Annotated in this window: 29 protein-coding genes, 1 tRNA gene and 1 riboswitch; of the genes, 7 read left to right on the top strand and 23 right to left on the bottom strand. The window is 35.6% G+C overall.

The annotated features are described in order from the left end of the window. Positions 1–48: 48 nt before the first annotated feature. Positions 49–135: riboswitch (glycine riboswitch) on the bottom strand. 118 nt (positions 136–253) lie between these two features. Both RGB74_RS07840 and RGB74_RS07835 read left to right on the top strand, forming a co-directional pair. Continuing rightward, positions 254–1,951 carry a DEAD/DEAH box helicase gene (locus RGB74_RS07840; protein ID WP_310762426.1) on the top strand — a complete coding sequence of 566 codons (1,698 nt, stop codon included), beginning with the start codon at positions 254–256 and terminating at the stop codon, positions 1,949–1,951. Then, complete coding sequence (locus RGB74_RS07835) at positions 1,920–2,699, top strand: YqhG family protein (RefSeq protein ID WP_310762424.1); 780 nt, start codon at positions 1,920–1,922, stop codon at positions 2,697–2,699. The genes RGB74_RS07840 and RGB74_RS07835 overlap by 32 nt, the downstream gene beginning before the upstream one ends. A 145-nt stretch (positions 2,700–2,844) precedes the next feature. On the opposite strand, the gene RGB74_RS07830 is transcribed toward RGB74_RS07835, so the two are convergent. From RGB74_RS07830 to comGA, 9 genes are read right to left on the bottom strand one after another with little or no spacing between them, the layout of a single operon-like run. After that, entirely contained in the window at positions 2,845–3,033 is a 189-nt protein-coding gene (locus tag RGB74_RS07830) for a YqzE family protein (protein WP_310762423.1), read from the bottom strand. A 54-nt stretch (positions 3,034–3,087) separates the two neighbouring features. Beyond that, positions 3,088–3,600, bottom strand: a complete 513-nt coding sequence (locus tag RGB74_RS07825) for a shikimate kinase (RefSeq protein WP_310762422.1) — start codon at positions 3,598–3,600, stop codon at positions 3,088–3,090. 3 nt (positions 3,601–3,603) lie between these two features. Next, complete coding sequence (comGG, locus tag RGB74_RS07820) at positions 3,604–3,984, bottom strand: competence type IV pilus minor pilin ComGG (protein WP_310762421.1); 381 nt, start codon at positions 3,982–3,984, stop codon at positions 3,604–3,606. Next, on the bottom strand, positions 3,981–4,439 hold the full coding sequence (locus RGB74_RS07815; protein WP_310762420.1) for a competence type IV pilus minor pilin ComGF: 459 nt from the start codon (positions 4,437–4,439) through the stop codon (positions 3,981–3,983). Before RGB74_RS07815 ends, comGG begins: the two co-directional genes overlap by 4 nt. After that, positions 4,402–4,734: a hypothetical protein gene (locus tag RGB74_RS07810; protein ID WP_310762419.1), complete on the bottom strand. Its 333-nt coding sequence runs from the start codon at positions 4,732–4,734 to the stop codon at positions 4,402–4,404. The genes RGB74_RS07815 and RGB74_RS07810 overlap by 38 nt, the downstream gene beginning before the upstream one ends. Next, positions 4,718–5,161, bottom strand: coding sequence for a competence type IV pilus minor pilin ComGD (gene comGD, locus RGB74_RS07805; protein WP_310762418.1), 444 nt, complete (start codon positions 5,159–5,161; stop codon positions 4,718–4,720). Before comGD ends, RGB74_RS07810 begins: the two co-directional genes overlap by 17 nt. Next, positions 5,158–5,469 (bottom strand): competence type IV pilus major pilin ComGC, encoded by a 312-nt coding sequence (gene comGC, locus RGB74_RS07800; RefSeq protein WP_310762417.1) that lies wholly within the window; start codon positions 5,467–5,469, stop codon positions 5,158–5,160. The genes comGD and comGC overlap by 4 nt, the downstream gene beginning before the upstream one ends. A 14-nt stretch (positions 5,470–5,483) precedes the next feature. Beyond that, the gene (gene comGB / locus RGB74_RS07795; RefSeq protein WP_310762416.1) at positions 5,484–6,515 is read right to left on the bottom strand and encodes a competence type IV pilus assembly protein ComGB; all 1,032 of its coding nucleotides are present in this window, start codon (positions 6,513–6,515) and stop codon (positions 5,484–5,486) included. Then, the gene (gene comGA / locus RGB74_RS07790; protein WP_310762415.1) at positions 6,512–7,579 is read right to left on the bottom strand and encodes a competence type IV pilus ATPase ComGA; all 1,068 of its coding nucleotides are present in this window, start codon (positions 7,577–7,579) and stop codon (positions 6,512–6,514) included. Before comGA ends, comGB begins: the two co-directional genes overlap by 4 nt. 123 nt (positions 7,580–7,702) lie before the next feature. Between comGA and RGB74_RS07785 the strand changes: the two genes are divergently transcribed. Continuing rightward, positions 7,703–7,777: transfer RNA gene (locus tag RGB74_RS07785), tRNA-Gln, on the top strand. Between the two features lie 37 nt (positions 7,778–7,814). Here the strand turns inward: RGB74_RS07785 and RGB74_RS07780 are convergent. Continuing rightward, the gene (locus RGB74_RS07780) at positions 7,815–8,204 is read right to left on the bottom strand and encodes a Spx/MgsR family RNA polymerase-binding regulatory protein (RefSeq protein ID WP_310762414.1); all 390 of its coding nucleotides are present in this window, start codon (positions 8,202–8,204) and stop codon (positions 7,815–7,817) included. 184 nt (positions 8,205–8,388) lie between these two features. On the opposite strand from RGB74_RS07780, the gene RGB74_RS07775 reads away from it, so the two are divergent. Continuing rightward, the gene (locus tag RGB74_RS07775) at positions 8,389–8,637 is read left to right on the top strand and encodes a DUF2626 domain-containing protein (protein ID WP_310762413.1); all 249 of its coding nucleotides are present in this window, start codon (positions 8,389–8,391) and stop codon (positions 8,635–8,637) included. Positions 8,638–8,675: 38 nt separating this feature from the next. Here RGB74_RS07775 and RGB74_RS07770 read toward each other — a convergent pair whose 3' ends face one another. Then, positions 8,676–9,761 (bottom strand): SAM-dependent methyltransferase, encoded by a 1,086-nt coding sequence (locus RGB74_RS07770; protein ID WP_310762412.1) that lies wholly within the window; start codon positions 9,759–9,761, stop codon positions 8,676–8,678. A 3-nt stretch (positions 9,762–9,764) separates the two neighbouring features. After that, the gene (locus RGB74_RS07765; RefSeq protein ID WP_310762411.1) at positions 9,765–10,397 is read right to left on the bottom strand and encodes an MBL fold metallo-hydrolase; all 633 of its coding nucleotides are present in this window, start codon (positions 10,395–10,397) and stop codon (positions 9,765–9,767) included. A 70-nt stretch (positions 10,398–10,467) separates the two neighbouring features. Between RGB74_RS07765 and RGB74_RS07760 the strand changes: the two genes are divergently transcribed. Beyond that, on the top strand, positions 10,468–10,875 hold the full coding sequence (locus RGB74_RS07760; RefSeq protein ID WP_310762410.1) for a hypothetical protein: 408 nt from the start codon (positions 10,468–10,470) through the stop codon (positions 10,873–10,875). 110 nt (positions 10,876–10,985) lie between these two features. After that, entirely contained in the window at positions 10,986–11,171 is a 186-nt protein-coding gene (locus RGB74_RS07755) for a DUF2759 domain-containing protein (protein WP_310762409.1), read from the top strand. Positions 11,172–11,219: 48 nt separating this feature from the next. Here RGB74_RS07755 and RGB74_RS07750 read toward each other — a convergent pair whose 3' ends face one another. The 6 genes from RGB74_RS07750 to RGB74_RS07725 all read right to left on the bottom strand — a co-directional run bounded on the left by RGB74_RS07750 (position 11,220) and on the right by RGB74_RS07725 (position 18,595). Next, a complete protein-coding gene (locus tag RGB74_RS07750) occupies positions 11,220–12,413 on the bottom strand; it encodes a M14 family metallopeptidase (protein ID WP_310762408.1) in 1,194 nt (397 codons plus the stop codon). Between the two features lie 95 nt (positions 12,414–12,508). After that, positions 12,509–14,380, bottom strand: a complete 1,872-nt coding sequence (locus tag RGB74_RS07745) for an LTA synthase family protein (RefSeq protein ID WP_310762407.1) — start codon at positions 14,378–14,380, stop codon at positions 12,509–12,511. Positions 14,381–14,702: 322 nt separating this feature from the next. After that, positions 14,703–15,662, bottom strand: coding sequence for an ROK family glucokinase (locus RGB74_RS07740; protein WP_310762406.1), 960 nt, complete (start codon positions 15,660–15,662; stop codon positions 14,703–14,705). Positions 15,663–15,683: 21 nt separating this feature from the next. Beyond that, entirely contained in the window at positions 15,684–15,875 is a 192-nt protein-coding gene (locus tag RGB74_RS07735) for a YqgQ family protein (protein ID WP_396136032.1), read from the bottom strand. A 112-nt stretch (positions 15,876–15,987) separates the two neighbouring features. Then, positions 15,988–17,475, bottom strand: coding sequence for a spore germination protein (locus RGB74_RS07730; RefSeq protein ID WP_396136031.1), 1,488 nt, complete (start codon positions 17,473–17,475; stop codon positions 15,988–15,990). A 76-nt stretch (positions 17,476–17,551) separates the two neighbouring features. After that, the gene (locus tag RGB74_RS07725; RefSeq protein WP_310762404.1) at positions 17,552–18,595 is read right to left on the bottom strand and encodes a M42 family metallopeptidase; all 1,044 of its coding nucleotides are present in this window, start codon (positions 18,593–18,595) and stop codon (positions 17,552–17,554) included. A gap of 120 nt (positions 18,596–18,715) precedes the next feature. Between RGB74_RS07725 and RGB74_RS07720 the strand changes: the two genes are divergently transcribed. Continuing rightward, positions 18,716–19,579 (top strand): hypothetical protein, encoded by an 864-nt coding sequence (locus RGB74_RS07720; protein WP_310762403.1) that lies wholly within the window; start codon positions 18,716–18,718, stop codon positions 19,577–19,579. Here the strand turns inward: RGB74_RS07720 and RGB74_RS07715 are convergent. From RGB74_RS07715 to RGB74_RS07695, 5 genes are all read right to left on the bottom strand, one after another. After that, positions 19,560–20,291 (bottom strand): HAD family hydrolase, encoded by a 732-nt coding sequence (locus tag RGB74_RS07715; RefSeq protein WP_310762402.1) that lies wholly within the window; start codon positions 20,289–20,291, stop codon positions 19,560–19,562. The two genes, RGB74_RS07720 and RGB74_RS07715, sit on opposite strands and share 20 nt — an antisense overlap. A gap of 1 nt (position 20,292) precedes the next feature. Beyond that, positions 20,293–20,469, bottom strand: a complete 177-nt coding sequence (locus RGB74_RS07710) for a hypothetical protein (RefSeq protein WP_310762400.1) — start codon at positions 20,467–20,469, stop codon at positions 20,293–20,295. A 63-nt stretch (positions 20,470–20,532) separates the two neighbouring features. Further along, entirely contained in the window at positions 20,533–21,135 is a 603-nt protein-coding gene (locus RGB74_RS07705) for a molybdenum cofactor guanylyltransferase (protein ID WP_310762399.1), read from the bottom strand. Beyond that, positions 21,120–21,908, bottom strand: a complete 789-nt coding sequence (locus tag RGB74_RS07700; RefSeq protein ID WP_310762398.1) for a DUF92 domain-containing protein — start codon at positions 21,906–21,908, stop codon at positions 21,120–21,122. Before RGB74_RS07700 ends, RGB74_RS07705 begins: the two co-directional genes overlap by 16 nt. Continuing rightward, positions 21,909–22,466 carry a 5-formyltetrahydrofolate cyclo-ligase gene (locus tag RGB74_RS07695; protein WP_310762397.1) on the bottom strand — a complete coding sequence of 186 codons (558 nt, stop codon included), beginning with the start codon at positions 22,464–22,466 and terminating at the stop codon, positions 21,909–21,911. Positions 22,467–22,549: the final 83 nt, after the last annotated feature.

Raw genomic sequence — 22,549 nt, 5'->3', positions numbered from 1 at the left:
TTTCTTCGTTGGTGGCTTTCATTTATAAAAAAGCACTCTCCAGAGATGCGTCTAGTAAGAGTCTTTTTGCCTGAGAGTTTCACATAAGTTTGCTCCTTCGGCGCCGCTATTCGCAGTCTCTCCTCTTACTTTCATTCGCGAGTATGTTATTGTCCAAGGTCGCACATACTATTACTATGTTTACTACATTATTATCCTATCATTTTTATAAAAGGAAAGGCAATGAACTTTTTTATAAGAAAGGAAATCCGGTATGAAAATCGACGTTCAGTTTCAGCGTGACTGGCATGATGAATTCTTAAAACGTGTTGAAGAAGATGGACCTTGGGCAAATTGGGAGCTGTATAATTTAGCTCTAGAAGCAGAAAACCATTTAGCAATCCCTGAGTTTTTAGGCTTGCAAGCACCCAATCATCTTCCTGATATGACATTCCTTCCACATCAGCTGGACGTTGCAACGACCGTAATTGAACAAATGAACGGAAAAGCCATCCTTGCAGATGAAGTCGGACTCGGTAAAACAATAGAAGCTGGTTTAATACTAAAAGAATATATGATACGCAGGCTGGCAAAGAAAATACTAATCTTAGTTCCTGCTTCTTTAGTCATACAATGGACAAACGAGCTTAACTCGAAATTTTTCATCCCTGCTATCGCTCAAAAAAAGGCTTACGTCTGGGAACAGTGTGATGTTGTTGTCTCTTCTATTGATACAGCAAAACGAGCACCGCATAGAGATATTGTTCTTAATCAAGACTATGACTTAATCATTATCGATGAAGCACATAAATTAAAAAACAAGAAAACCAAAAACTATGAGTTTGTTCAATTACTAAAAAAGAAGTTTTGTCTTCTATTGACTGCTACACCAGTTCAAAATAGGGTCGAGGAGATCTTTAACCTTGTTTCTTTGCTAAAACCTGGTCATTTAGGCAACAGAGAGAATTTTGACAAGGACTTTAAAGAAGATAAACACTCTTTAAAGAACGAGGAAAAGCTTAAACAATTAGTAAATAAAGTTATGGTTCGGAACCGCCGTGAAGAGACTGGTTTAGAATGGCCGAAACGAATCGTAAAAACCATACCTATTACATTATCAAAAACGGAAAGGGATCTTTACGATGAGATCACCACTTTAAAAACCGATTCTTATTTTGACCGCAGTAAATTTTCAATTGTGACATTGCAGCGTGAAGCATGCAGTTCCAGAGAAGCTGTATTTCTCACATTAAAAAATATGCTTCAAAAAGATGTCCCATCTCCAGCTATGGAAAATCGAATTGTGAACTTAATGAAAAAAATTGAATTAGTTGATCAAAATTCAAAGGCATTAAAAGCACTGGAATTAATACAATCCATAGATTCAAAGGTCATTATTTTCACGGAATACCGGGCTACCCAGCTTTACCTTCAATGGTTTTTGCAGCAGCATGGAATCTCATCCGTACCTTTTAGAGGCGGATTTAAACGGAGCAAAAAGGACTGGATGACACACCTCTTCAAAACGCGTGCTCAAGTTCTTATCGCAACCGAAGCTGGAGGCGAAGGGATTAACCTGCAATTTTGTCAGAATATCATTAATTATGATTTGCCATGGAATCCTATGAGAATTGAACAGCGTATAGGACGGATCCATCGAATTGGGCAGCAGGGTGATGTTCATATTTACAATTTCGCCACACAAAATACCATAGAAGAACACATCTTGAATCTCTTGTATAACAAAATAAATCTGTTTGAAAGTGTAATCGGAGAACTCGATGAAATCTTAACAAAATTCGAACTTAAAAATATAGAACGACATATCGCTGATATTTTTAGCACATCGGATAGTGAAGGTGAAATAAGAGTAAAGATGGATAATCTGGCTTCTCTTATAAACTTGGATGGAGGAATTAAACAGAAAGGATGGGAAGAGCATGCAGCAGCACGAGATTCATCGATTTCTTGAAAGATACTTTGATGCTAATGAATGCCGTATACTTGAGAAAAATTTCAGTTATATGAAGGTTCAGCTTACCGTTGATCTTGATAAAGTGCTCATGAACCGTCCTTTCTATTGGCACTACCTAGAAAAAACCGGCGGTACTCCAAATCCGATGACACTTACATTAGTAACCGGACAACAGCAAGCACCAGATGGCAAAGGAGAATTTGTACATTTCGGCTCTCCGCGTCTTCATCAAATTTTTGCAACTTCAAAAAAGCTTGCTTCATTTATCCGTCTGTATGAATCTGTACCGCAACAAGGTGCTCAAGTCCCGCTAATTCCGTGGGCTTGCTTAAATGTGAAAGTAACCTATCAATGTGATCAGAAAAAAGACCAAGTGTTGTCTTATGGAATTCAACTGATTAATGGAATGATTGAAGATCAATTTCATCTGCGACTACAAAAACTGTTGCTAACAAAACGAATACCCGACTTTTGTTATACCCTTTCTCCTTTTATTAAACCTGAGAGTGCATTAAAGAGAATTGAAGCAAGAATACAGGAAAACATAAACCAAAATGAACACACATGGGCAGATGAAGCAATGAAACGGTGGAAGGAAGATGAAGATCTGCTAGAAAGTTTTTATGAAGAAATTGAAACAAAGCCAGAATCTTATCATGTTGAAAAAGAAGCACTGAGAACTCAGTATGAACCTAAAATTATGGTTGAGATCATAAATGGCGGACTGTTTTATTTATCACAATAACATAAAGTTCCGATCAGCTGCTTTTTCAGCCGATATCTTTTACAAAACCTACCTAAAAACCAGAATAATTTAAAAGAATGCCTTAAATAAAAACGAGGATGATCTCTATGCGGATCATCCTCTACCCTTTTTCCAGCCTCTTCAATTACTTTTTCCGTTTTTTTCGAATTGCCAGTCCCAAACCCATCGGAACCATCCCGAATAGGTATGAGAGCATCGGTTCTTTTTCATTCTTTTTTGCGCGCTTCCTTTCCGTTCTTACAGCTTTTGGCTCATCTAAATATTTGATTATTTTTTGTGTAAGATATTTCACTACATCAGTTCCAGCAGCCATCTCTTAACCCCTTTACAAAGACATCACTGTTAGTTTTGTCTTAATTTTAAGGAATTAAACGATTTTATTTATTTCATTCAATATACGGAGGCAGACTTCCTCCGTAGTTAATTCATCCGTAACGATCGTTACATCACTTTTTTCATAAAATTTATTCCTCATTTGATAAAGTTCAAATACTTCTTCTTTAGTTTTAGTAAGAAGAATTGGTCTTTTATTTCTTTCCTCTTCCTTCATCAATCTATTCCATAATACAGAAAAGCTTGTTTTTAAAAAGATGACTGTTCCTTTGCTTTTCATGTAAGATAAATTTTCTTCGCGAACAACAGCACCTCCTCCTGTCATAACGACAGCGTGTTCGAGTGGCAGCTGTCTTATTGCAAGAGACTCATAATTGCGGAAAGCTTCTTCACCTTCACTTGCGAATATTTCTTTTATCGTTTGACCGCGAAGTTTTTCAACGGTGGTATCTACATCATATGGCGGCACTTCCAATTTTTTTGATAAAAGCTGTCCTACTGATGATTTACCGCACCCCATAAAACCTACTAAATATATGGTGTTCAAATCTTAACCCTCCACCCATTTCGTAACACGATTCTGGTTTACATTATAATATACTTCTACATTTTTTGTATGTTGATGATTCGTAACGGCATTTATTTGTAAAAGGCTCTCTTCGGCATTTAATTTGTTGACAGTAACTTTAACATTGCCCTCATTCCAAGTAAAATAATATTCTTTTGGATAAGATTCATTGGATTCCATCAATAGATCAGCTGTTTTTTCTACAGCTTGTCTGCAAAGCCTTTCTTCCCGCCTTAAATCTTCTTCATAGTAAACAAACTGTCTTTCTGAATATACTCTTTCAATTAAATAACCAAAGAAAAGAATGACAATAAAACTTAGTATAACGATCAAAGGATAAATCAAACCCCTTTGATTATTCATTTATTAATCCTTCTAAAAACACGGTCAAATTGGCGGTCAAATAAATCTTGAATTTTAACCACTATAAAATCTTCTGACAAGATTTCAACTTCCAATGAACGAATATTTTGTAGCCAAACTTCGTGCCCAAGCCCATTGATTTGTTTACGAATAAGAGAATGATATTTCGAAAAGCTCATTACGTTACCATCATCTTCAGTAATGATTAATTGATCGTTTTGAATTTCAATTGAAGAAGCTTCTCTAATTTCTTTTCCGAGCATCGAGAAAAATAGAATGGTGTCTTCTAACTGTGAAGATGAGGGAGCTTTTTGGATAGGTATTAATAACAGTGGAATTAAAGAGGTAAGCAAAAGCATGACACCTAAAGCGATGATAACTTCCAATAAAGTAGTGCCGTTTTCCCTTTTTACAGTTTTAAAAATAGGAAGCACAGGTTTTATATTCTTTTTCATTCTCCCCCTTGAAAACAATACAAATTTCATATTCATCTGAAACACCCTTTTTCTGAAATAATGAATAGGTTGTCCCTAATTTTTCCCATTCGGCATTTTCTAAGATGATTTTAGCAGTATCATATTTAGCTGCAGTAAAATCTGCTTCGTTGATTGCATATAATAACTGTTTTGTAGTTTTGCTTTCCTTATAAATATCATATATGAAGTGAATGCTCATAGCTGAAACAGCTGTAAATAATACAAGACCCATCATGCATTCGATTAAAAGGTATCCCTTATTGTTTCGATACATTAAATTTTCCTTTTCCGATTTGAAAAACCATCTTATACGTTTGATTTCCCGAATTAATATACAGAGTTCCTGCACGATTTATGTTTCCAAATTGATTGTATTGAATGATTAATGACATCGAATAAGTTACAAACGTTATAAATTCAGGAAAATACTTCTTAACGGGCTGACCTGATTTGTAACCGCGTATTTCGTAAAAATGATTTTCGTTATTAATAATCAAACGGTACGTACTCCCTTCCAAAATTGCTCTTTGCTGAATGTGAAGAAGATCTTTTTGAAACGAAGCAATAAAATATTCCGTTTTTCTATTTTTTTGAAACGCATCAAATTTAGGAAACGCAATTGTAACCATAATTGATATGATTAAAAGCACTATCATCATCTCAATTAGAGAAAATCCATACTGACCTTTATTTAATTTCACCCTCCAGGAGTTTCCTCATTTACGCTAACGTTCCCTTCGCTATCAATTATTAACTGGCTCTTATCAGGACATACAATTGTATCAACATATCCTCCATCCTTTAGTTCTTCTGGGGTTGGTATGCTGCCCGTTTCTGCCTCATATGCACCAACTTGTCCTTGTACAAGGTCTATAGTAGCTTCACATCCAAGCGATTTCACGACTTTATTGTTCTTTGTCATACTTGGCAGAGCGATTAACATCAGTATTGAAATGATCAGAAGAACAATCATCATTTCGATCAATGTAAAGCCATCCTGATTTTTCATAAATAAAAACCTCCTCATAATGCTTCTATAAGATTAAACATAGGTAATAACATAGAGGCAAACAGCAAAAGGACAAATCCACCAATTAAGCCGAATAAAATGGGCTGTATTTTTTGCATGGCATTTAAAATCTTATCTTCTAATGCATTGAACAGCCATTCTCCATATTGGAGCAAGTCGGATCCTAAATTTCCATGAACTTGTCCAAAATGAACAATTTCAGCTAACTCCTGTACATAAAATGGAGTATCCCTTAATAAGTCAGGCAATGATTTACCATTTATCAGTCCCTTTTGAATTCTTACACTCTCATCCTTAAAAAATTCGATTTGCATTTGATTCTCCATTACGATTAAGGAATCTGTAACTGATAAACCACTTTTCAGCATAGAACCAAAATTAACACACAGAAAATGAGTGTTCAAAAGCTTAATATATTTTTTGACTATAGGTATTGAGGTTAACAAAGTCATTTTAGAAGATGGTTTCAATCTGCTTTTAACAATGATTGCACCAACTCCGCAAATTATCAGTATTACTAGTAAAGAAAGCAAAATTTTTGGAGTAAGCATTAGTAAATAAATCATGATTGAAGTAAATATAGGGGTCTTTATTTCAAGGGATGCAAAAAGGAGTGAAAACTGAGGAAACAAAAATTGATAAAAGAGAAAACCAATCCACACCGTAAGAAATAAGAGAAACAAAGGATATCGCAACGTTTTATTTAACCGCTCCAGCCATTCGGCTTTCTTCTTCATATATGTGCCATTTTCCATTAAACTTTCAACAATATTTCCATTTTCGCTGTTAATAGCAATTGAACTTAATACCTCGTTTGGCAAGTTCAATTTTGAGAAAAATTCAATCAGTAAATGTCCTTCATCCAGCCGATCTAAAGCAAGATCCAAGTACCGTTTTTCTTTATTTCTAAGCTGAGGTCTTAATACTTCTATACTTTTATTCAATGAATACCCTTGATTCAATAGCTGCCCTAATTTATACAGAAATTCTCCTTGAGAAGCCCTTTTCCATTGTTTTATGATCACTCAATCTCAGCTCCCATCCATTTCTCGTAGCTTTCTTTTGTAATGTATCCGGTAGCGTAAGCATGATTAAAATAATAGGAAAGGGATTTATACAATGGGCTAGTTGTGTTATAAGCTGTATTTGAATGGATAGCGCTATCTAAGTCGTTCCCGCTTAATATTTCATAAAGCCCTGCTCTTCTGAACGACCTGTGTTTAAAACAAAAATCTTTACATTCATTACCGCAAAAAGGACATGGAACTGATATAAGTCTTTGGGAAACGACTCCCATTAGTGTTTGCTTGAGTTCAGTTTCTTGAATCCCAAACTCTCTTAACCGTTCAATGCATCCTAAACAGTCGGTGGCATGCATTGTAGATAGAACTAAGTGTCCTGTAAGAGATGCTCGTATTACTAAACGGGCTGCTGCTTCATCACGTATTTCCCCAATCATAATCACATCCGGATCATGGCGAAGCAATGACTTAAACCCCTCTCTGTAAGTTACACCCGCCTTTTCGTTGATTTCCATCTGTAAGAAAGAATCAACTTTACGTTCTACGGGATCTTCCAATGTGACAACTTGCCGTTTGAATTGATTTTGAAGAAATTGGAGCAATGTATAAAGAATAGTAGTTTTTCCAGCTCCAGTAGGTCCTGAGAACAGCAAAAGTCCACTGGATCTTCTAATGAGTAAAAGAAGCAGCTGAAGTGTTTGAGGAAAAAGTGAAAGTTCACCTATTGATAATGTTTCTTGCTGAGGGAGAATTCTTATTACGAGAGATTCATTAAACGCAGAAGGTATTGAAGAAAAACGAAGGTGTACGTTTTCGTTGTTTACCATAGTATCCATTGAGCCGCTTTGGGGTTTTCTAATTTCTCCGATATCCATACGTGCTGAATATTTGAAATGTGAGATAACTCGTAAGTATTCCTCTTGAGTAAGTGTCTTGAATTCGAGTAGTCTTTCGTCGATCCGAAATTGAACGATCCCCCCTTTTTTTATTGGTAAAAAGTGAATATCAGATGCTTTTTGTTTAACAGCTTCAGTTAAGATAGAACGGCTCAACAATTTTATTGGCAATCGATATCAGCCTCCTTTCCTGGCGTATAATAAGAAATACTTCACTTTTCAAAAAAATCCTGCACCTTTTTTCAATTTCAGCGCATATAAAATTCGACACTGCTCATACTACTATTGTTGCATTGGGCTATAGCCAAGCGGTAAGGCAACGGACTTTGACTCCGTCATGCGCTGGTTCGAATCCAGCTAGCCCAGCCATAAAAAAACACTCTTAAAAACTTAAGAGTGCAAAGCATCAGGACACATGACTTGAAATGTGTTCTTTTTCTTTTTTCCTGCAAAGCTTCTTCATCTCACCAGGACTATACCCTGCAATTAATTTTGTACCATCTGTAACGATGGGGCGTTTCAACAATTTAGGGTTATCAACCAACAATTGAAGCATTTCGTTCGTTGATAGCTCATCAATATCTACTTTTAAAGATTTAAACGATTGGCTTCTTTTAGCTAAGATTTCTTCTGTTCCGGCTTTCGTTAATTTTAATATTTCTCTTAATTCTTCAACCGATGGAGTGTCTTTAAACAAGTGTCTCTCATCAAATGTTACTTTATTTTGTTTAAGCCACATTTTAGCCTTCCGACAAGATGTGCAGCTAGGATATGTGTAAAAGGTTATTGAATTCATCCGTACTTCACTCCTTTTAGTTTACATTACCTTTAATTGAGTCATACTAAACTCAATTCTGCTAACATAATGTAATATTTTTCAAATGAGTAATGGTGAGTAAACAATAGTCATTTACAACGTAGTGGAATCTCATATATAATACTAAAGGATACAAGTATTGGCTAAAAAAGGAGGGATACATATGTCAAGAATGTACAAAGTGTTGGGCTTTTGGACAGGAATTATCGGTGTCATGGCTTATCTTGGAGATTTGCAAGACATGGCGTTATTGTTCTTAGGACAAACCATTATGTTCGTTTCATTAGGTTATTTGAACTTATCTGAACGTATGTATATTTATATCTTTGGTGCGTATTTAACAGTTTTCTTTGTAGGTTTTACATACTGGTCAACATTTATGATGACTCCTGGTGCTGGCGGAGGCCACTAAAAGCAATTTTAATAACGGTTACAAAAAAAACGGACCCGCTAGTTAACGGACCGTTTTTTTTGTTGGAGAACTTGAAAACCGCCAGCAAGTGAATGATCAAGAAGAAAAGTACGAATCGCCCTGTTTCTCTTGTGCTCCATAGAAAAAGGGTCCCTTTGAACAGAGTTCGTCAAAAATTTTAGCAAACCTTCTTGTAATAAGAAATCTCCTTGTGAATGCAGCGCAATCGTCTCAATATTATTCATACTTGCTGTTTTTATTACTTGATCCCAATCGACATGATAAGTTATATCCATCTCACCAGTATTTGATAATGGGTCATTTACTAATTGATGACGAAAGTAACCTCTTATACTTCCTTCTTTTAAGCTTTCCATACTCCATTGTTCGTTTATGTATCCATAATCTACAAAGAACAATAAAGAATCTTCTTTCACCCATCGATACACATCCTCTAGCCACTCAAGCATTTGAAAAGAAACTTCGAGGTCAAAATGCATCGGTCTGGAATTGAATATACTATTTAATTGCTTAAAAAGACTGGTTTCCGTCTTTACATATTGAAATTTAAAACGATTATCAGCTTGATTAAACCATACTGTTTTCTCAAACCAGTTGTCTCTTCTGTTTTGAAATATTCGCAGCGGAAATGCATCTAAAACTTCATTCGCAAAAACAATTCCTTTGAATAATGGAAATTCCTTTATCAAATCATCCAATGTGCTAATGATAGTAACGGGCAGTTTCTTTAGTTTCTCTTTTAAAAGTTCACGGTGATAAGGACTTTTCTCAACAATGATATAAGATAATGACTCACCATACTCTTCTCTTTTCCATGTCTGCAGCACTTGTTTCGCGAAATTCCCGTTTCCTCCGCCAAATTCGACAACAATTGGATCTAATTTATGGGCTTTAATACTTCTTACAAAAACTTTTGCCCACACTTCACCAAAGACTTCAGAAACTGAACTGGATGTATAAAAATCTCCTTTTTTTCCGATTTTCTCTTGATGGTTCATATAATACCCAAAATCAGGATGATAAAGTGCGAGCTCCATATATTTTTCCATCGTTAAGTACATATTTTTATCTAACCGTTCTTTAAAAATCGTTTGGAGTGACACGATTTAAAACCCGCTTAAAAAAGGGTTAGAATCCATTTCCATTCCAATAGTTGTTTCTGGCCCATGCCCGGACAATACTGTCGTTTCCTCTGGTAATACAAGCAGCTTATCGTGAATGCTTTGCAACAATACTTCCTGATTTCCTCCATGTAAGTCTGTTCTGCCTATACTGCCTGCAAAAAGTGCATCTCCGGAAAAAACTGCGTTAGCACCTTTTAAGTAAAAAGAAATACTCCCGGGAGAATGACCAGGTGTTATGAGAATTTCAAATGAAAAAGAACCAATTTTTAATAACTTATCATTATCTGATAATACATGGCTCGCCTGTTTCGCTGTAATTCTTTGGCCGAAATACAAAGAACCATTTTTTTTTGTGTTCCCTAACCAATCTGCCTCTCTTTTATGAATATAAAGTGGTAGATTATAATGTTCTCTCACTTCATCAACTGCTCCTATATGATCAAAATGCGCATGGGTTAAGAGTATTGCCAATGGCTTTAATCCAAGAGAACCTATATTTTGAATAATTCGCTTTCCCTCACTCCCCGGATCAATGATAACCGCTTCGTTTTTTGAATTATAAATGATATATGTATTTTCCTGGACTGGCCCTACAGTTATTTTTTTCCACTTCATAAGCGTTCCTCCATTGCAACTTATTTCTTTCTATCTTACACTAAAATCATTAAAATTACGGAGGATATGCATGATTGTTTATTATGGGTATGAAAAAGGGGAAGACTGTTCATATATCGAAGTTGTTGATAAAGAACAAGATTTAATCATTGTCAGTGAGCCATTATCATTACAAGAAAGTGTAGAAACGATACCCTTATTACTTATTCAACCTAAAAAGACTACAATCCTTTTTGAAGATTACGGGTTTTTCTCGGACAATCAAAATTGTTATCTGTATTTGGATATGATTTGCGCTTTCTCCATTACAAGGGGGAATGAACATCAGATTTCTATGTTTTTACTGCAAGTTGAAGAAGAGTTGATTGCAATTCATGAAGAAAAAAGTACGATTTTTCTTTTAGGAAGACACCATGAACCATTGATTAAAAAGTGGGCATCTTCTTATTTGGTTGAAATAGATTTTTTAATATCATAAATGTTCACTCGACAAATCTGGATAAAACAAGTAAAATAGTACTCGGGTTTACCTAAGTGAAAGCGTTATACATAAGATTGGAATACTCCAGAGCAAGGGGGCACTTATTCATGGGATTAGCCATTATATTTGGTTTAGTAGCTATATTAGCTGCATTCGGATTATTACGTTCATTAAAAATTAAAAACTTAATGGCTGCTGGCTTTGCGTTCTTAACATTTGCTGTTTTTGGCTGGTTTACAGTTATGACAGTATTAGACGTATTTCTCGGCAGCGGTGGATCGACTGGCCACTAAAATTAAAAAGCCGTCCGGCTTAAAAACGGATGGCTTTTTTCTTTTCTTCTACATATATAACCCCGCAAGCAAGAGACCTCGTGTATCCTTATATATTTGATCAAACTGCCTGAGTGGCAGAGGATTGACACCTATCCCAAGTTCGACTGTAAACCCCGGTCTTTTATATTCTTGAATATACCAGTCTTTATATCCTGCATAACTATCTAAATAACGGATCGCTTTATAACCGCTAGCTTTTTCAAATTCATCCACAATTTCTGCAGATACAGGCATTGGTTCATCACCTTCGAATCCCCAATAAATTTCCTTGCCCTGTGTATGAAGTGCAATTATCCGATCAAATTCAAATCTATCAGCTGCATCAGCCATGGCGATTGCCTCAGGTTCAGTAAGAGGTTTCTCTCCTGGATAATCTCTTGATGCGGGTTTATGAGGTTTACGTTTTTGTTCAATTTCCCATTTTGCAGGGAACTGATTATTTAAATCCACTCCTCGAATATTTGCTTTCCAATCTGAGAAATCACGATTTCCATTATTAATTTTTAATACCAGCTCTCGGTATTCTTTATTTTCAGGTGGTCCGTTTATGGCTAGATCAACACCATCCGGATCAACCATAGGAACAGCTAACAATGTAGTATCTTTATATAGACTCAGTGGCTCTATCTCATTGAGCAATCTATTTGAGGTTAATGCTTGAAGATACTCGTTTATAAAATTCATAAGTATACCCGATGTTATCCATTCATTACCATGAAACGATCCATTAACATGTACTTTTTTTTGCCCATTCCCTATGGATATCATTTCAATTGGTTTTCCTAATACCGAAAATCCTATGGTTTGTTTTTTTATAAAAGGATAATGATCCATCAACAATTCTATATCTTGCTTTAAAGCATTGAAATCGTATTTACGTCTTGCCTTGATTATTGGAAAAGGCATACACTTTGGAATGAATATTTCGTCGTTCGGAAAAATTTTTTTAGGATTCACTGATTGATTGAACAAATATAGTGCATCGACAGGTATACCCTTCTTTTCAGCAATTGCAAAAAAAGAATCTCCTTTCTTAATTTTGTATCTTTGAATCGTTATCCCCGGAATACGAACCTTTTTTCCAGGTTCTAATTCAAGGGACAATAATTTAGGATTAGAGTCCTTAAGCAAAGTAAAAGGGATCGACAAAAGTCTAGAATAATACCAAAGTGAATCCCCGTTACGAATAGTAATTTCCAATCTGAACCCTCCCAAAATACGTTCTCTTAAAGATGTATGTTTAGGAAGTGCAGATATGCAAAAAAGTGCCTAGCCGAAGCTAAGCACTTTTCATTTTACTTATTTTGTTTTGCTTTGTCTTTATCGTAAAACCTTAATAGGTCTCCGTACACAATTCTGTCAGAAACATCTAGATCTGACTTCGCGCGTTCTGCACCAGGCTTACATGCTTTCCCATCAACTGGTTTACCAGTCGCTTTGTCGTAGCACTTACCGTCAGTGAAAACATTACTCTTAGTAATATAAGAATTATCTCGAAGAACTGCAAAATCTTCACGATCTTTGGAGAATAAATCAGTACCTAAATCGATATCACCTTTTGTTTCATTTCCAAGCAAATGTTGAATCGTTGGTTTGATATCAATTTGTCCGCCGACTGTATCCATCACTTTCCCTTTGTCACCAGGAATATGAATAAAGAAAGGTACTTTTTGCAGCTGTGTAGATTCAAATGGTGTAATTTCTTTTCCTAAGAACTGACTCATTGCTTCATTGTGATTCTCTGAGATACCATAGTGGTCTCCGTAAATCACGAAGATGGAATCCTCATATAATCCAGCTTTTTTAACTTCATCAAAGAACTCCTTTAAAGCTGCGTCTTCATAATTGACAGTTGTAAAATATCTATTTACCGTTCCGTCATTTGAAGTCCATTCAGGTATCGTTTCATCTTCCTCATTTAAAGTGAAAGGAAAATGGTTTGTTAACGTAATAAATCTTGTGTAGAACGGTTTTGGCTGTTCCTTCAGGTGTGGGATGGTCTGCTTAAAGAATTCTTTATCTTTTAAGCCCCAACCGACTGAATTTTCTGGAGTTACATTAAAATCTTTTAATGAATAGTATCGATCATAACCTAAATTATGATACATAATATCACGATTCCAGAAGCTCTTATTATTTGCATGCATAACGGATGTATAGTAACCCTTATCTTTGAGCAATTCTGGCGCAGCATTGTATTCATTTTGTGAATGTGTGAAATATACAGCTCCACTTGGAAGCGGGAATAACGAATTATCCACTAAAAACTCTGAATCAGATGTTTTCCCTTGACCAGTCTGATGATAAAAGTTAGGGAAATAGTAACTGTTTTTAGTAAGATCATTTAAAAATGGTGTAATCTCTTTACCGTTTACTGATTCGTTAATTACAAAGTTTTGTGTAGACTCCAAAGAAATAACGAATACATTCTTGCCTTTCGCCTTACCAAACATCTCTGGATTCGGTTCCTTATAATTTGCACGTGTATAGTTTTCAATGTCAGTAATTTCACTGCCATCAGCAAAAGCACGCTGTGCTTTCGCTTTAGATTGAAGAATGGAATCATAAATATGGTAGTTATATGTTCCAATGTTCTTTATAAGCATCTCACGGTCAAATGTACGAGTTAGAAGCTGAGGACGCTCAGTTTCAGCAATTCCTACATTGACGATAAATAATACTAATGCAGCCATAAAAGTGAGTGTGACCTGCTTGCGTGAAGCTCGTGCAGGGCGGTAGTCATAACGTCTCATGAAATAAGCAAGTACAATAATATCTACAAATAAAAGAATGTCTGTAGGCTGAATCAGTTCAAATATACTGTTTCCTAAGTCACCCATGTTACTTGTTTGGAATAATACCGGAATGGTAATAAAGTCTGTGAAAAACCGGTAAAATACCATGTTCGCATACATAACAAAACTCATGATCGCACTAATAGCAACAATCATTCTTCTATGTGCTTTCCCTTTAAAGTAAAGTGTTACCCCCAAGAAAAGAACAATTGAACTAATAGGGTTGATAAACAGGATAAATTCCTGCATTTTGTTGTCCATAGGCATATCAAATGCTGTCTTATAAACGATATATGTTTTGATCCAAAGTAATGCAATTGCTATAAAGAAAAATCTATATTCAGCAAATGCTTGTTTCATTTTTTCTTTCATATGTTCTCTGACCTCCTCAATCAAAAAGAACTCTTGTTTTTATTTCCCATCATATACTCAACCATCACCATTAATTGTTAAAAGCATGTTTACAAAAACTTAATCAAAGGATTACATAAAGAGTATAATAAATGGTTTTGAACAAGAATTCAATACCTAAAAGCACTATTTCAAGATTCTGACAAATTTTTCACAAAAACTATATTAATATTACCCTGCTTTTCGCACTCATAAACCATTAGACGAACTTCCCGTAAAAAAGTTTCAAAAAAAACAAAAGAACTGCCTGAAAAAGCAGTTCTTTTTACCACATAAAAAGCTATTAAATATTATGTTTTGCAAGCCAGGCTCCACCAATAATACCAGCATCATTCCCGAGGGTTGCGACTTTCAGTTCTGCTCCTTCTGCAACTCTTGGAAGAGCAAAACGTCTAAACTGTTTTTCAAGTCTGGACATTAAAATGTCTCCAGCTTTGGAAACCCCACCTCCGATTACTATCTTCCCGGGATTTATACTATTGGAGAGATTTGCAATCACAAGTCCCAGATGAAATGAAACTTCATCCAATGTTTCAATGGCTGCATTATCTCCATTTTCTGCAGCTTCTGCTACATCTTTCGCTATAAGCTCGCCAGTATCTGACAAGATTTTGTAAAGAGCAGATGACTTATCACTTTGTGCTTTTTCTTTCGCGATTCTTGCTATGCCTGTTGCAGATGCGATGGTCTCTATACATCCTGTTTTTCCACAGTTGCAGGATGCTCCGCCTTCGGGAATTGAAGTAATGTGTCCAATTTCACCTGCCATACCATTTGTTCCATGCATGATGTGTCCATTAACGATGATACCGCCGCCAACACCCGTTCCAAGAGTTACCATAAGCAGGTTTCCTTCTCCATCACCTGCACCGCGCCACATTTCACCGATAGCAGCAATATTTGCATCATTATCAATAATGACAGTAAGTCCTGTTTCTTTTTCAAGTTCTTCTTTTAGCGGGTAATCTCTCCACCCGATATTAACTGCATGGTAAATAAAGCCGGTTTTCATGTCAATAAATCCAGGTGCCCCCATTCCGATTGCTGCCAGCTTTTCTTTAGTCTCTGAAAGCAGCTCTAATTGATTCTTTATGGATTCGGCAATATCTTTTACGATGCTTTTTCCGTCATTCTCAATATTTGTAGGTATCTCCCATTTTTCTACAATATGACCATCCATTGTAATAAAAGCGATCTTGATTGTAGTTCCACCTAAGTCTACGCCAACTAACCATTTTCCCATCTTTATTTCATCCTTTTTGGTTTATTGTAATTTGTTTACTGCAGCACGAATAATTATAATAGCTTGTTTGAAATCGTTTACATCTATCATTCTTTGATTGTACAGTTCTCTAACCTCATCTTGAATTAATTCTAGGTCTCCAAGTGGATTACCTGTATAGATGATCGTCCCGAATCTTTTTAGAAGCTGCTGTACATCATAAACTGTCTTCATCATCATCATCACCAGTGTCATTATAACAAAAAATATGACTCAATGTTGCATGCCTTTGCACTAATTTTCTACAAAAAAAACACAGCTGCATTTAAACAGCTGTTTTCATTATTCAGCGGTCAGGATCTCTTGGATGAAGGACAATAGGTCTTCTGTTCTTCAACGGCATCGGGATACGAAGAATTACATCCCTAATCGCTTTAGGATTAAACGGAATAAATGGCCATAAATATGGAATGTGAAAAGATTTAAATGAAACAAAAAATAATACAGTGAGCGTTAATCCGATTACATAACCAGGAACTCCCAACAAAGCCGTAACAGTTAATAACGCTAAACGAAGCATTCGGTTGGCAAGACTCAATTCGTACGTCGGTGTCGCAAAAGTACCAATTGCAGCTATCGCAATATATAAGACGACTTCATTCACAAACAGTCCGACTTCTACCGCAACTTGACCAATTACAATAGCGGATACTAATCCAAGGCCAGTTGAAACGGACGTAGGTGTGTGAATCGTCGCCATGCGCAGCATATCCATACCAACCTCTATAAAGATAAATTGTAAAAACAATGGAATGTTCCCGATTTCTACTGGTCCAATAAATGATAATCGATGTGACAGCAGTTCTTGATGTGTAGACATTAAATACCATAACGGCAGCAGAAAAATCGATAACCATACCGCAAAGAAACGAACAAACTTTAAATATGATCCTACAATCGGCTTCTGCCTATATTCTTCTGCATGCTGTAAATGATGCCAAAATGTTGTCGGAGTAATCAGGACAGATGGAGATCCATCGACGAATATTAATACATGGCCTTCAAACAAATGAACCGCAGCAGTATCAGGACGTTCTGTGTACCTTACGAGCGGATATGGATTCAGGTGACCGCCGCATATAAATTCTTCAACAGTTTTTTCACCCATCGGCAATCCATCCGTATCAATTTTATTTAGAGATTCCTTAATACGCTCAACAATATGAATATCCACGATATCTTCAATGTAGGAAACACATATATCCGTTTTTGAGCGCCTGCCAATACTTAAATATTCCATCCGTAAAGACCGATCACGAACTCTTCTTCTCGTTAGAGCTGTATTAAAAATAATCGTTTCAACAAAACCGTCCCTTGCACCTCTAACTACTCGTTCGACATCAGGTTCTTCTGGTCCGCGAACTGGATATGTCCTGGCATCGATCTGAATAAATTCGGTAAGACCTTCAACCAATAAAATGGTTGGACCAGCCAGTACCCAGTCAATCCCTTGATTCAAGTCATCAGATTTAGATATTTCAACATACGGAATATATGTTTTCATTAACTTTATTAAAGGGTCAGGATCTAATTGGCATGGTTCAATATCCGCTAATAAATTCATTAAATAATGAAGAATGTCGTCTTTTCCAAAACCATCTATTAAAAAAATCGCCATTTTTCGACCAGCATATTCCAAATCAAGGTGCAGACAGTCAAAACTTATATCAACTCCGAGTTGTTTTTTCATATATTCAACATTTTCTTCATAATTGGGTGAAAGAGGTTGTTTTTTGGGCAGATATGTCATTTTCATCACTCCTCTGCCTATCATCCTTCTCTTCCTATAGTTTTTTCATACCTGAAAAAAGAATAAACCCTAGCCAAAGACCAGGATTTAATTTCTCATTTTATGCAAGAGGAGATAATAAGTATTCTTTTATAAGTGAAGCGGTTTGTTCAAGAGAAGTTATATGTGTACGCTCATATGCATGCGATGCATCAATTCCAGGTCCGATCAGACCGTGAACCACATCTGCACCAGCTCTGATAGCAGCCGTTGCATCGGAACCATAATACGGATAAATATCCACTTTGTATTCAATGTTATGCTTTTCAGCTAAAGCTGTTAAATGCTTTCTTAATCCAAAATGATAAGGACCGCCAGAATCTTTCGCACAAATACTAACTGTAAACTCATCTGTTGACTGCCCATCCCCAATCGCACCCATATCAACCGCTAAATATTCAACAGTTGCTTCCGGAATGTTGGAATTTCCGCCATAACCGATTTCTTCATTATTACTAATTAAAAAATGAGTAGTAAATGGCAGTGAAAGAGAAGATTGCTTAAACCCTTTAATCAAGTGCATAAGTATTGCTACGCTTGCTTTATCATCCAAATGACGGGATTTGATAAAACCGCTCTCTGTCTCTTCATATCTAGGAGTAAATGATACAAAATCTCCAACGGAAATTCCTGCTTCCACTGCATCTTTTTTAGATCTAAAAGACTGATCTACTCTCACTTCCATGTTTTTTTCATCACGTTTAAGATCATTCATTCCTTTATAGACATGTGCAGCAGTTTGGTGCATAAGAACGGTACCTGAATATGTTTTTCCGTTCGAAGTATGGATATTACAATACTCACCCTCAATTGTATTCCAATAATAACCGCCGATTTGATCTAATTTTAATCGTCCATCACTCTTGATTTCCTTGACCATTGCCCCTAATGTATCAACGTGCGCGGTAAGAAGGCGATGCTTAGAATCATCTTCCCCTTTTATGGTGGCGATAACAGCACCCTTATTAGTTAAACAATAGGATATTTGGTTTTCTTCAAAAAATCTCTTCATATAATTGATCGCAGCTGCTGTATCCCCTGAAGGACTCGGAATATGTACAAGCTCTTTAATATAACCTACTATTTCTTTTGTTTGAATTTCCATAATGCACTCGCCTCGCCATCTATAATATTTAAAACTTGGATTTTGGACTTTCCATCTTCTAAATCTGTATTGGGAGCATAAAATTTTAACAATAAGTTTGTCCTAGAGGAGGCACCCTTAATGAAGTGGAAAATTTCAATCTTCATGCTCATAATTATACTGGTAATAGGAATCATCTACCAGCCGTTTATTAAAAAAGAAGCGAGAGAAAGCATTACTTTTTTTCCTTTAGACAGCACCTTTACTTTTGCTGACACATCTACAACACTAACATTTAAAAAAGGAACACCTGCAAATTACGTTTTAGATTGGATAGCCGAGTCCAAATCATCAGAGAAAGTTTATTTGCGGCAAGACATTTCCATGGTTTTTCAAAATGGAGTATTTAATAACAAAATGACAGAATGGAAAACTACTGCCAATGAGATTCATGTAGAAAAAGAATTAGAAGGAAAGTCACCCGGGCTTTGGGAAGCTGTTTCTTATCATCAAGGTGAAATTCATATTAATGAAGAAAAATATCGTTCTATGCAAGAAATGACGAACGATTATATTTATACAATTCTTCCAAACGGAACTTATACTGGCTTTAAAAACCCTAAAAATGCAAAAGAAAGACAATCAAAAAATCAACTAGATCAGCAAACGAATCAATTTCTTCAAAGATCGTTAAATGAGTCCACAAATCATTTTCAAATTGACAAAAATAAATATGAAATTATATCACTCGAGTCATTAACAAATTATAATAAAAAACCGCTCACTGGTTTTTCTCCCGCTAAAAGCCAGGAGATTATAGGTAAGCTATGGGAAGGTCTTTACAAAAATTATTTTGTAAATATCACTACGAAGTCTGGCCAAAAAGTAAGTCCAATAGGCAGCAGTATGCCTTATATATTAATCAGTAAAGATAAAACCCACTTATTTGTACTTTTTCAAACTGCTGCTAAAGAAAATATTCAACTTATTCAATATATTTCATAAAAGTGTTCCATAGATTTTCGGAAGTATGACATATTTGTATATTTTTATCCATTATATGCCCTTTCCTTTTTTCAGGGTTCCACCAAATTCCCGTCCAACCTGCTTGAACGGCTGGAAGTATATCAAATTCGTACGAATCACCACAATAGTAATAATTCTTTGCTGAACATTTGCTGGCTGCATAGGTGAAAACCTCTGCACTCGGCTTAGCAAGCGAAATTTCTGATGAAATATAAATAGTTGCAGTTGAAAGATTCAGACGTAATTTTTTCAGTTTTTCTCTTTGCAATTTTGAGCCGCCATTAGATATCACACCAACATGACTGCAAGACTCGTTTAGCCTATTCCATATTTTCCCGATCCAGGGATATGGTTCAACAAAAGCAGGAATACTCTCTTCGACTAGTGATTGATACCGTAAAAGCGCATCTTCTTTAAATGAAATAGGCAGATTCAATGCAATGAATGAAGCAATAAGGCGATTTCTGCGATATTCTTCCTTGGTTATTTTATTGGTTTCATATGAAGACCAGTACAAGTCACAAAACCCTTTATATGATCGAAACCATTTTTCCAGATCAACTAATTGATTCAATTGAGGAACAAAAATAGAATTAAAAGCAAATAAAGAAGCCTTCTTAAAGGAGGCTTCATAATTGAATAATGTATTATCTAAGTCAAAAAAGAAAGCACAATTATTCACAGGACGCATATTAAATCAATTCATCCATCATTTTTGAACGCATCCCGGGAAATGACATAGCGCTTCCAATTAGAAAGCGTCTAAGGAAAGATTGACCAAGTACCATATTTATTAGTCGATATCGCATTCGGTAACCTAGCATTAATGCTAGAAATATTAAAAATCCTTTAACAATGAATCCTTTCATAATAAAAACCTCCTTCCTCTTACTTTCTCATCAAGGAGGTATTTTTATTCGTGTACCAATCTGTTATAAAAGATTTAGCTGTTTTTTTGTATTTACATTAATGAAGAATTTTTCATCTTTCTTTTCCACTTCCATATAGAATGTGTTAACACGATCAAGAACTTCCATTACTTTGTAAGATTTAGAGCTTAAAGATAAAAATATTTCTCGTAAACACGTATGTTTGTAAATACCATTCAAGGGATATACCTTTCCATTAACAACTGGAATTACGCAATCATATTCATGTGAAATAGCAAATTCAAGCCATTTTTGATACATATCACTTACCATAAGTGGCATATCACATGGGACAACAAGATAAAAATCTGCTTTTTTTCTTATCATCGCACTGTATATTCCTGCTAACGGTCCTTTTTCTTTAAATCTGTCAACGTCCGTAATAATCAATGCTTCTTTAACTGAACTAGAATCAATATGTTTGATGTCCTGGATCAATTCTTCGCGTGTGATGACAATAACAGAATCAGTAACTGCAGACAGCATTTCTATTGATACAGCAATAAATGGTTTACCATGTAATTGTGCAAGTGCTTTTGGACTTCCAAAACGTCTAGATGCACCGCCTGCTAAAACTATGCCTGCTGTAATTAGCTGTTCAGACATAAATATATCCCTCCCCCTATACACCCGCCAATTAAAGTAGAAAGGAAATTCACAACATTATTAGTAAACCAGGAATATCCAAAAACCTTTAAAGTTTTTGTTTCACAATGAAAAGCAGCTTCAGTTTGTGTTTTACATACAGAGCAATAAAAACTTTGCTCAAACCACGCTCCTAAAAATGTATCTGTTAGATTACCCATAAAACCTGCAAACATAATAAGAATCACGATAGCAAAAGATGCTATTGGATACAAAAAATAGAAACAAATACCGATTATAGCTGCTCCGGCAATAGACGCAATAGTTCCAAGCCATGAAACTGCACCAGATAAACCGTTTTCAACTTTTCTCCATTTTTTAATATGGAAGGGTTGCCTTTTTGATAAAATACCAATTTCAGAAGCCCAGGTATCTGACATTGCAGCTGCAAAAGAGCAAACGAAAACAACAAGCCAAAAAGAGTTTTCAAAAAACAAATGAAAAATAGCAGCCATTAAAGCCACTCCGCCATTTGCTAACACTTGTCCAGAAGTTCTCCCTTTCCTTTCTTCTTCACTTGCTCTTTTATCCCGTTTCTTTTCTTTTTTCCATTTTGTTAATAATGAAGACGTAAGAAAAAAGGTCCCAAGAATAATAAGACCTTCCCACCCAAAAGATATATAAATAAATAATCCTGTAAAAAAAGCTGTAATACTTCCTTTCAATGTTAAAAATCCGTAATAAACGGATAAGATACATATTAAAACAATTCCCGCGATAAAGAAACTATCCATCTAAATCTGCAACCCTGTTTCAGAGATAATCTGTTCAACAGGAATATCAAATTTTTCATGAGGCAGATTTTCGCTAATTTGATCAATAAAGGCAAGGGATACAGTATTTCCATTAAAATTTGCAAGATACCGGTCATAATATCCTCCGCCATATCCAATTCGATAGCCCGACCGATCAAATACTAATCCAGGAACAACTAACAAGTCAATACGTTCAGGCTGAATCACTTCCGTCTTGTCAACTTTTGGTTCATATAAATCCATATACACATTTTCAAGATCTTCGAAAGAATGCAGTTCTCTAAATTCCATCTTACGGTTCTCTTTATAACATTTAGGCACACATATTGTTTTTCCTTCTTTCCATGCCATTTCGATAATCATGGATGTATCAAGTTCAAAATTCCTCGAAATTGTTATCCCAATACATTTGCTCTTTTTCCATTGTAATGTTTGTAAAAGAAGCTTCGAGATTTTAATACTTCTTTCTTTCCTCTCGTTTTCTTCAATGGAAACTAACAATTGTTTTATCTTTTTTCGCCATTCCGATTTTGTCATATGTAAACACCTCATTTTTTTCATACATTTATCTTATTATTTCATATTCTCCTATAAAAGCCTAAGAGTCTACTTTAGCAGGT

Source organism: Bacillus sp. NEB1478, assembly GCF_031582965.1.
Lineage (GTDB): Bacteria > Bacillota > Bacilli > Bacillales > Fictibacillaceae > Fictibacillus.
This window is presented reverse-complemented; position numbering and strand designations above follow the sequence as displayed.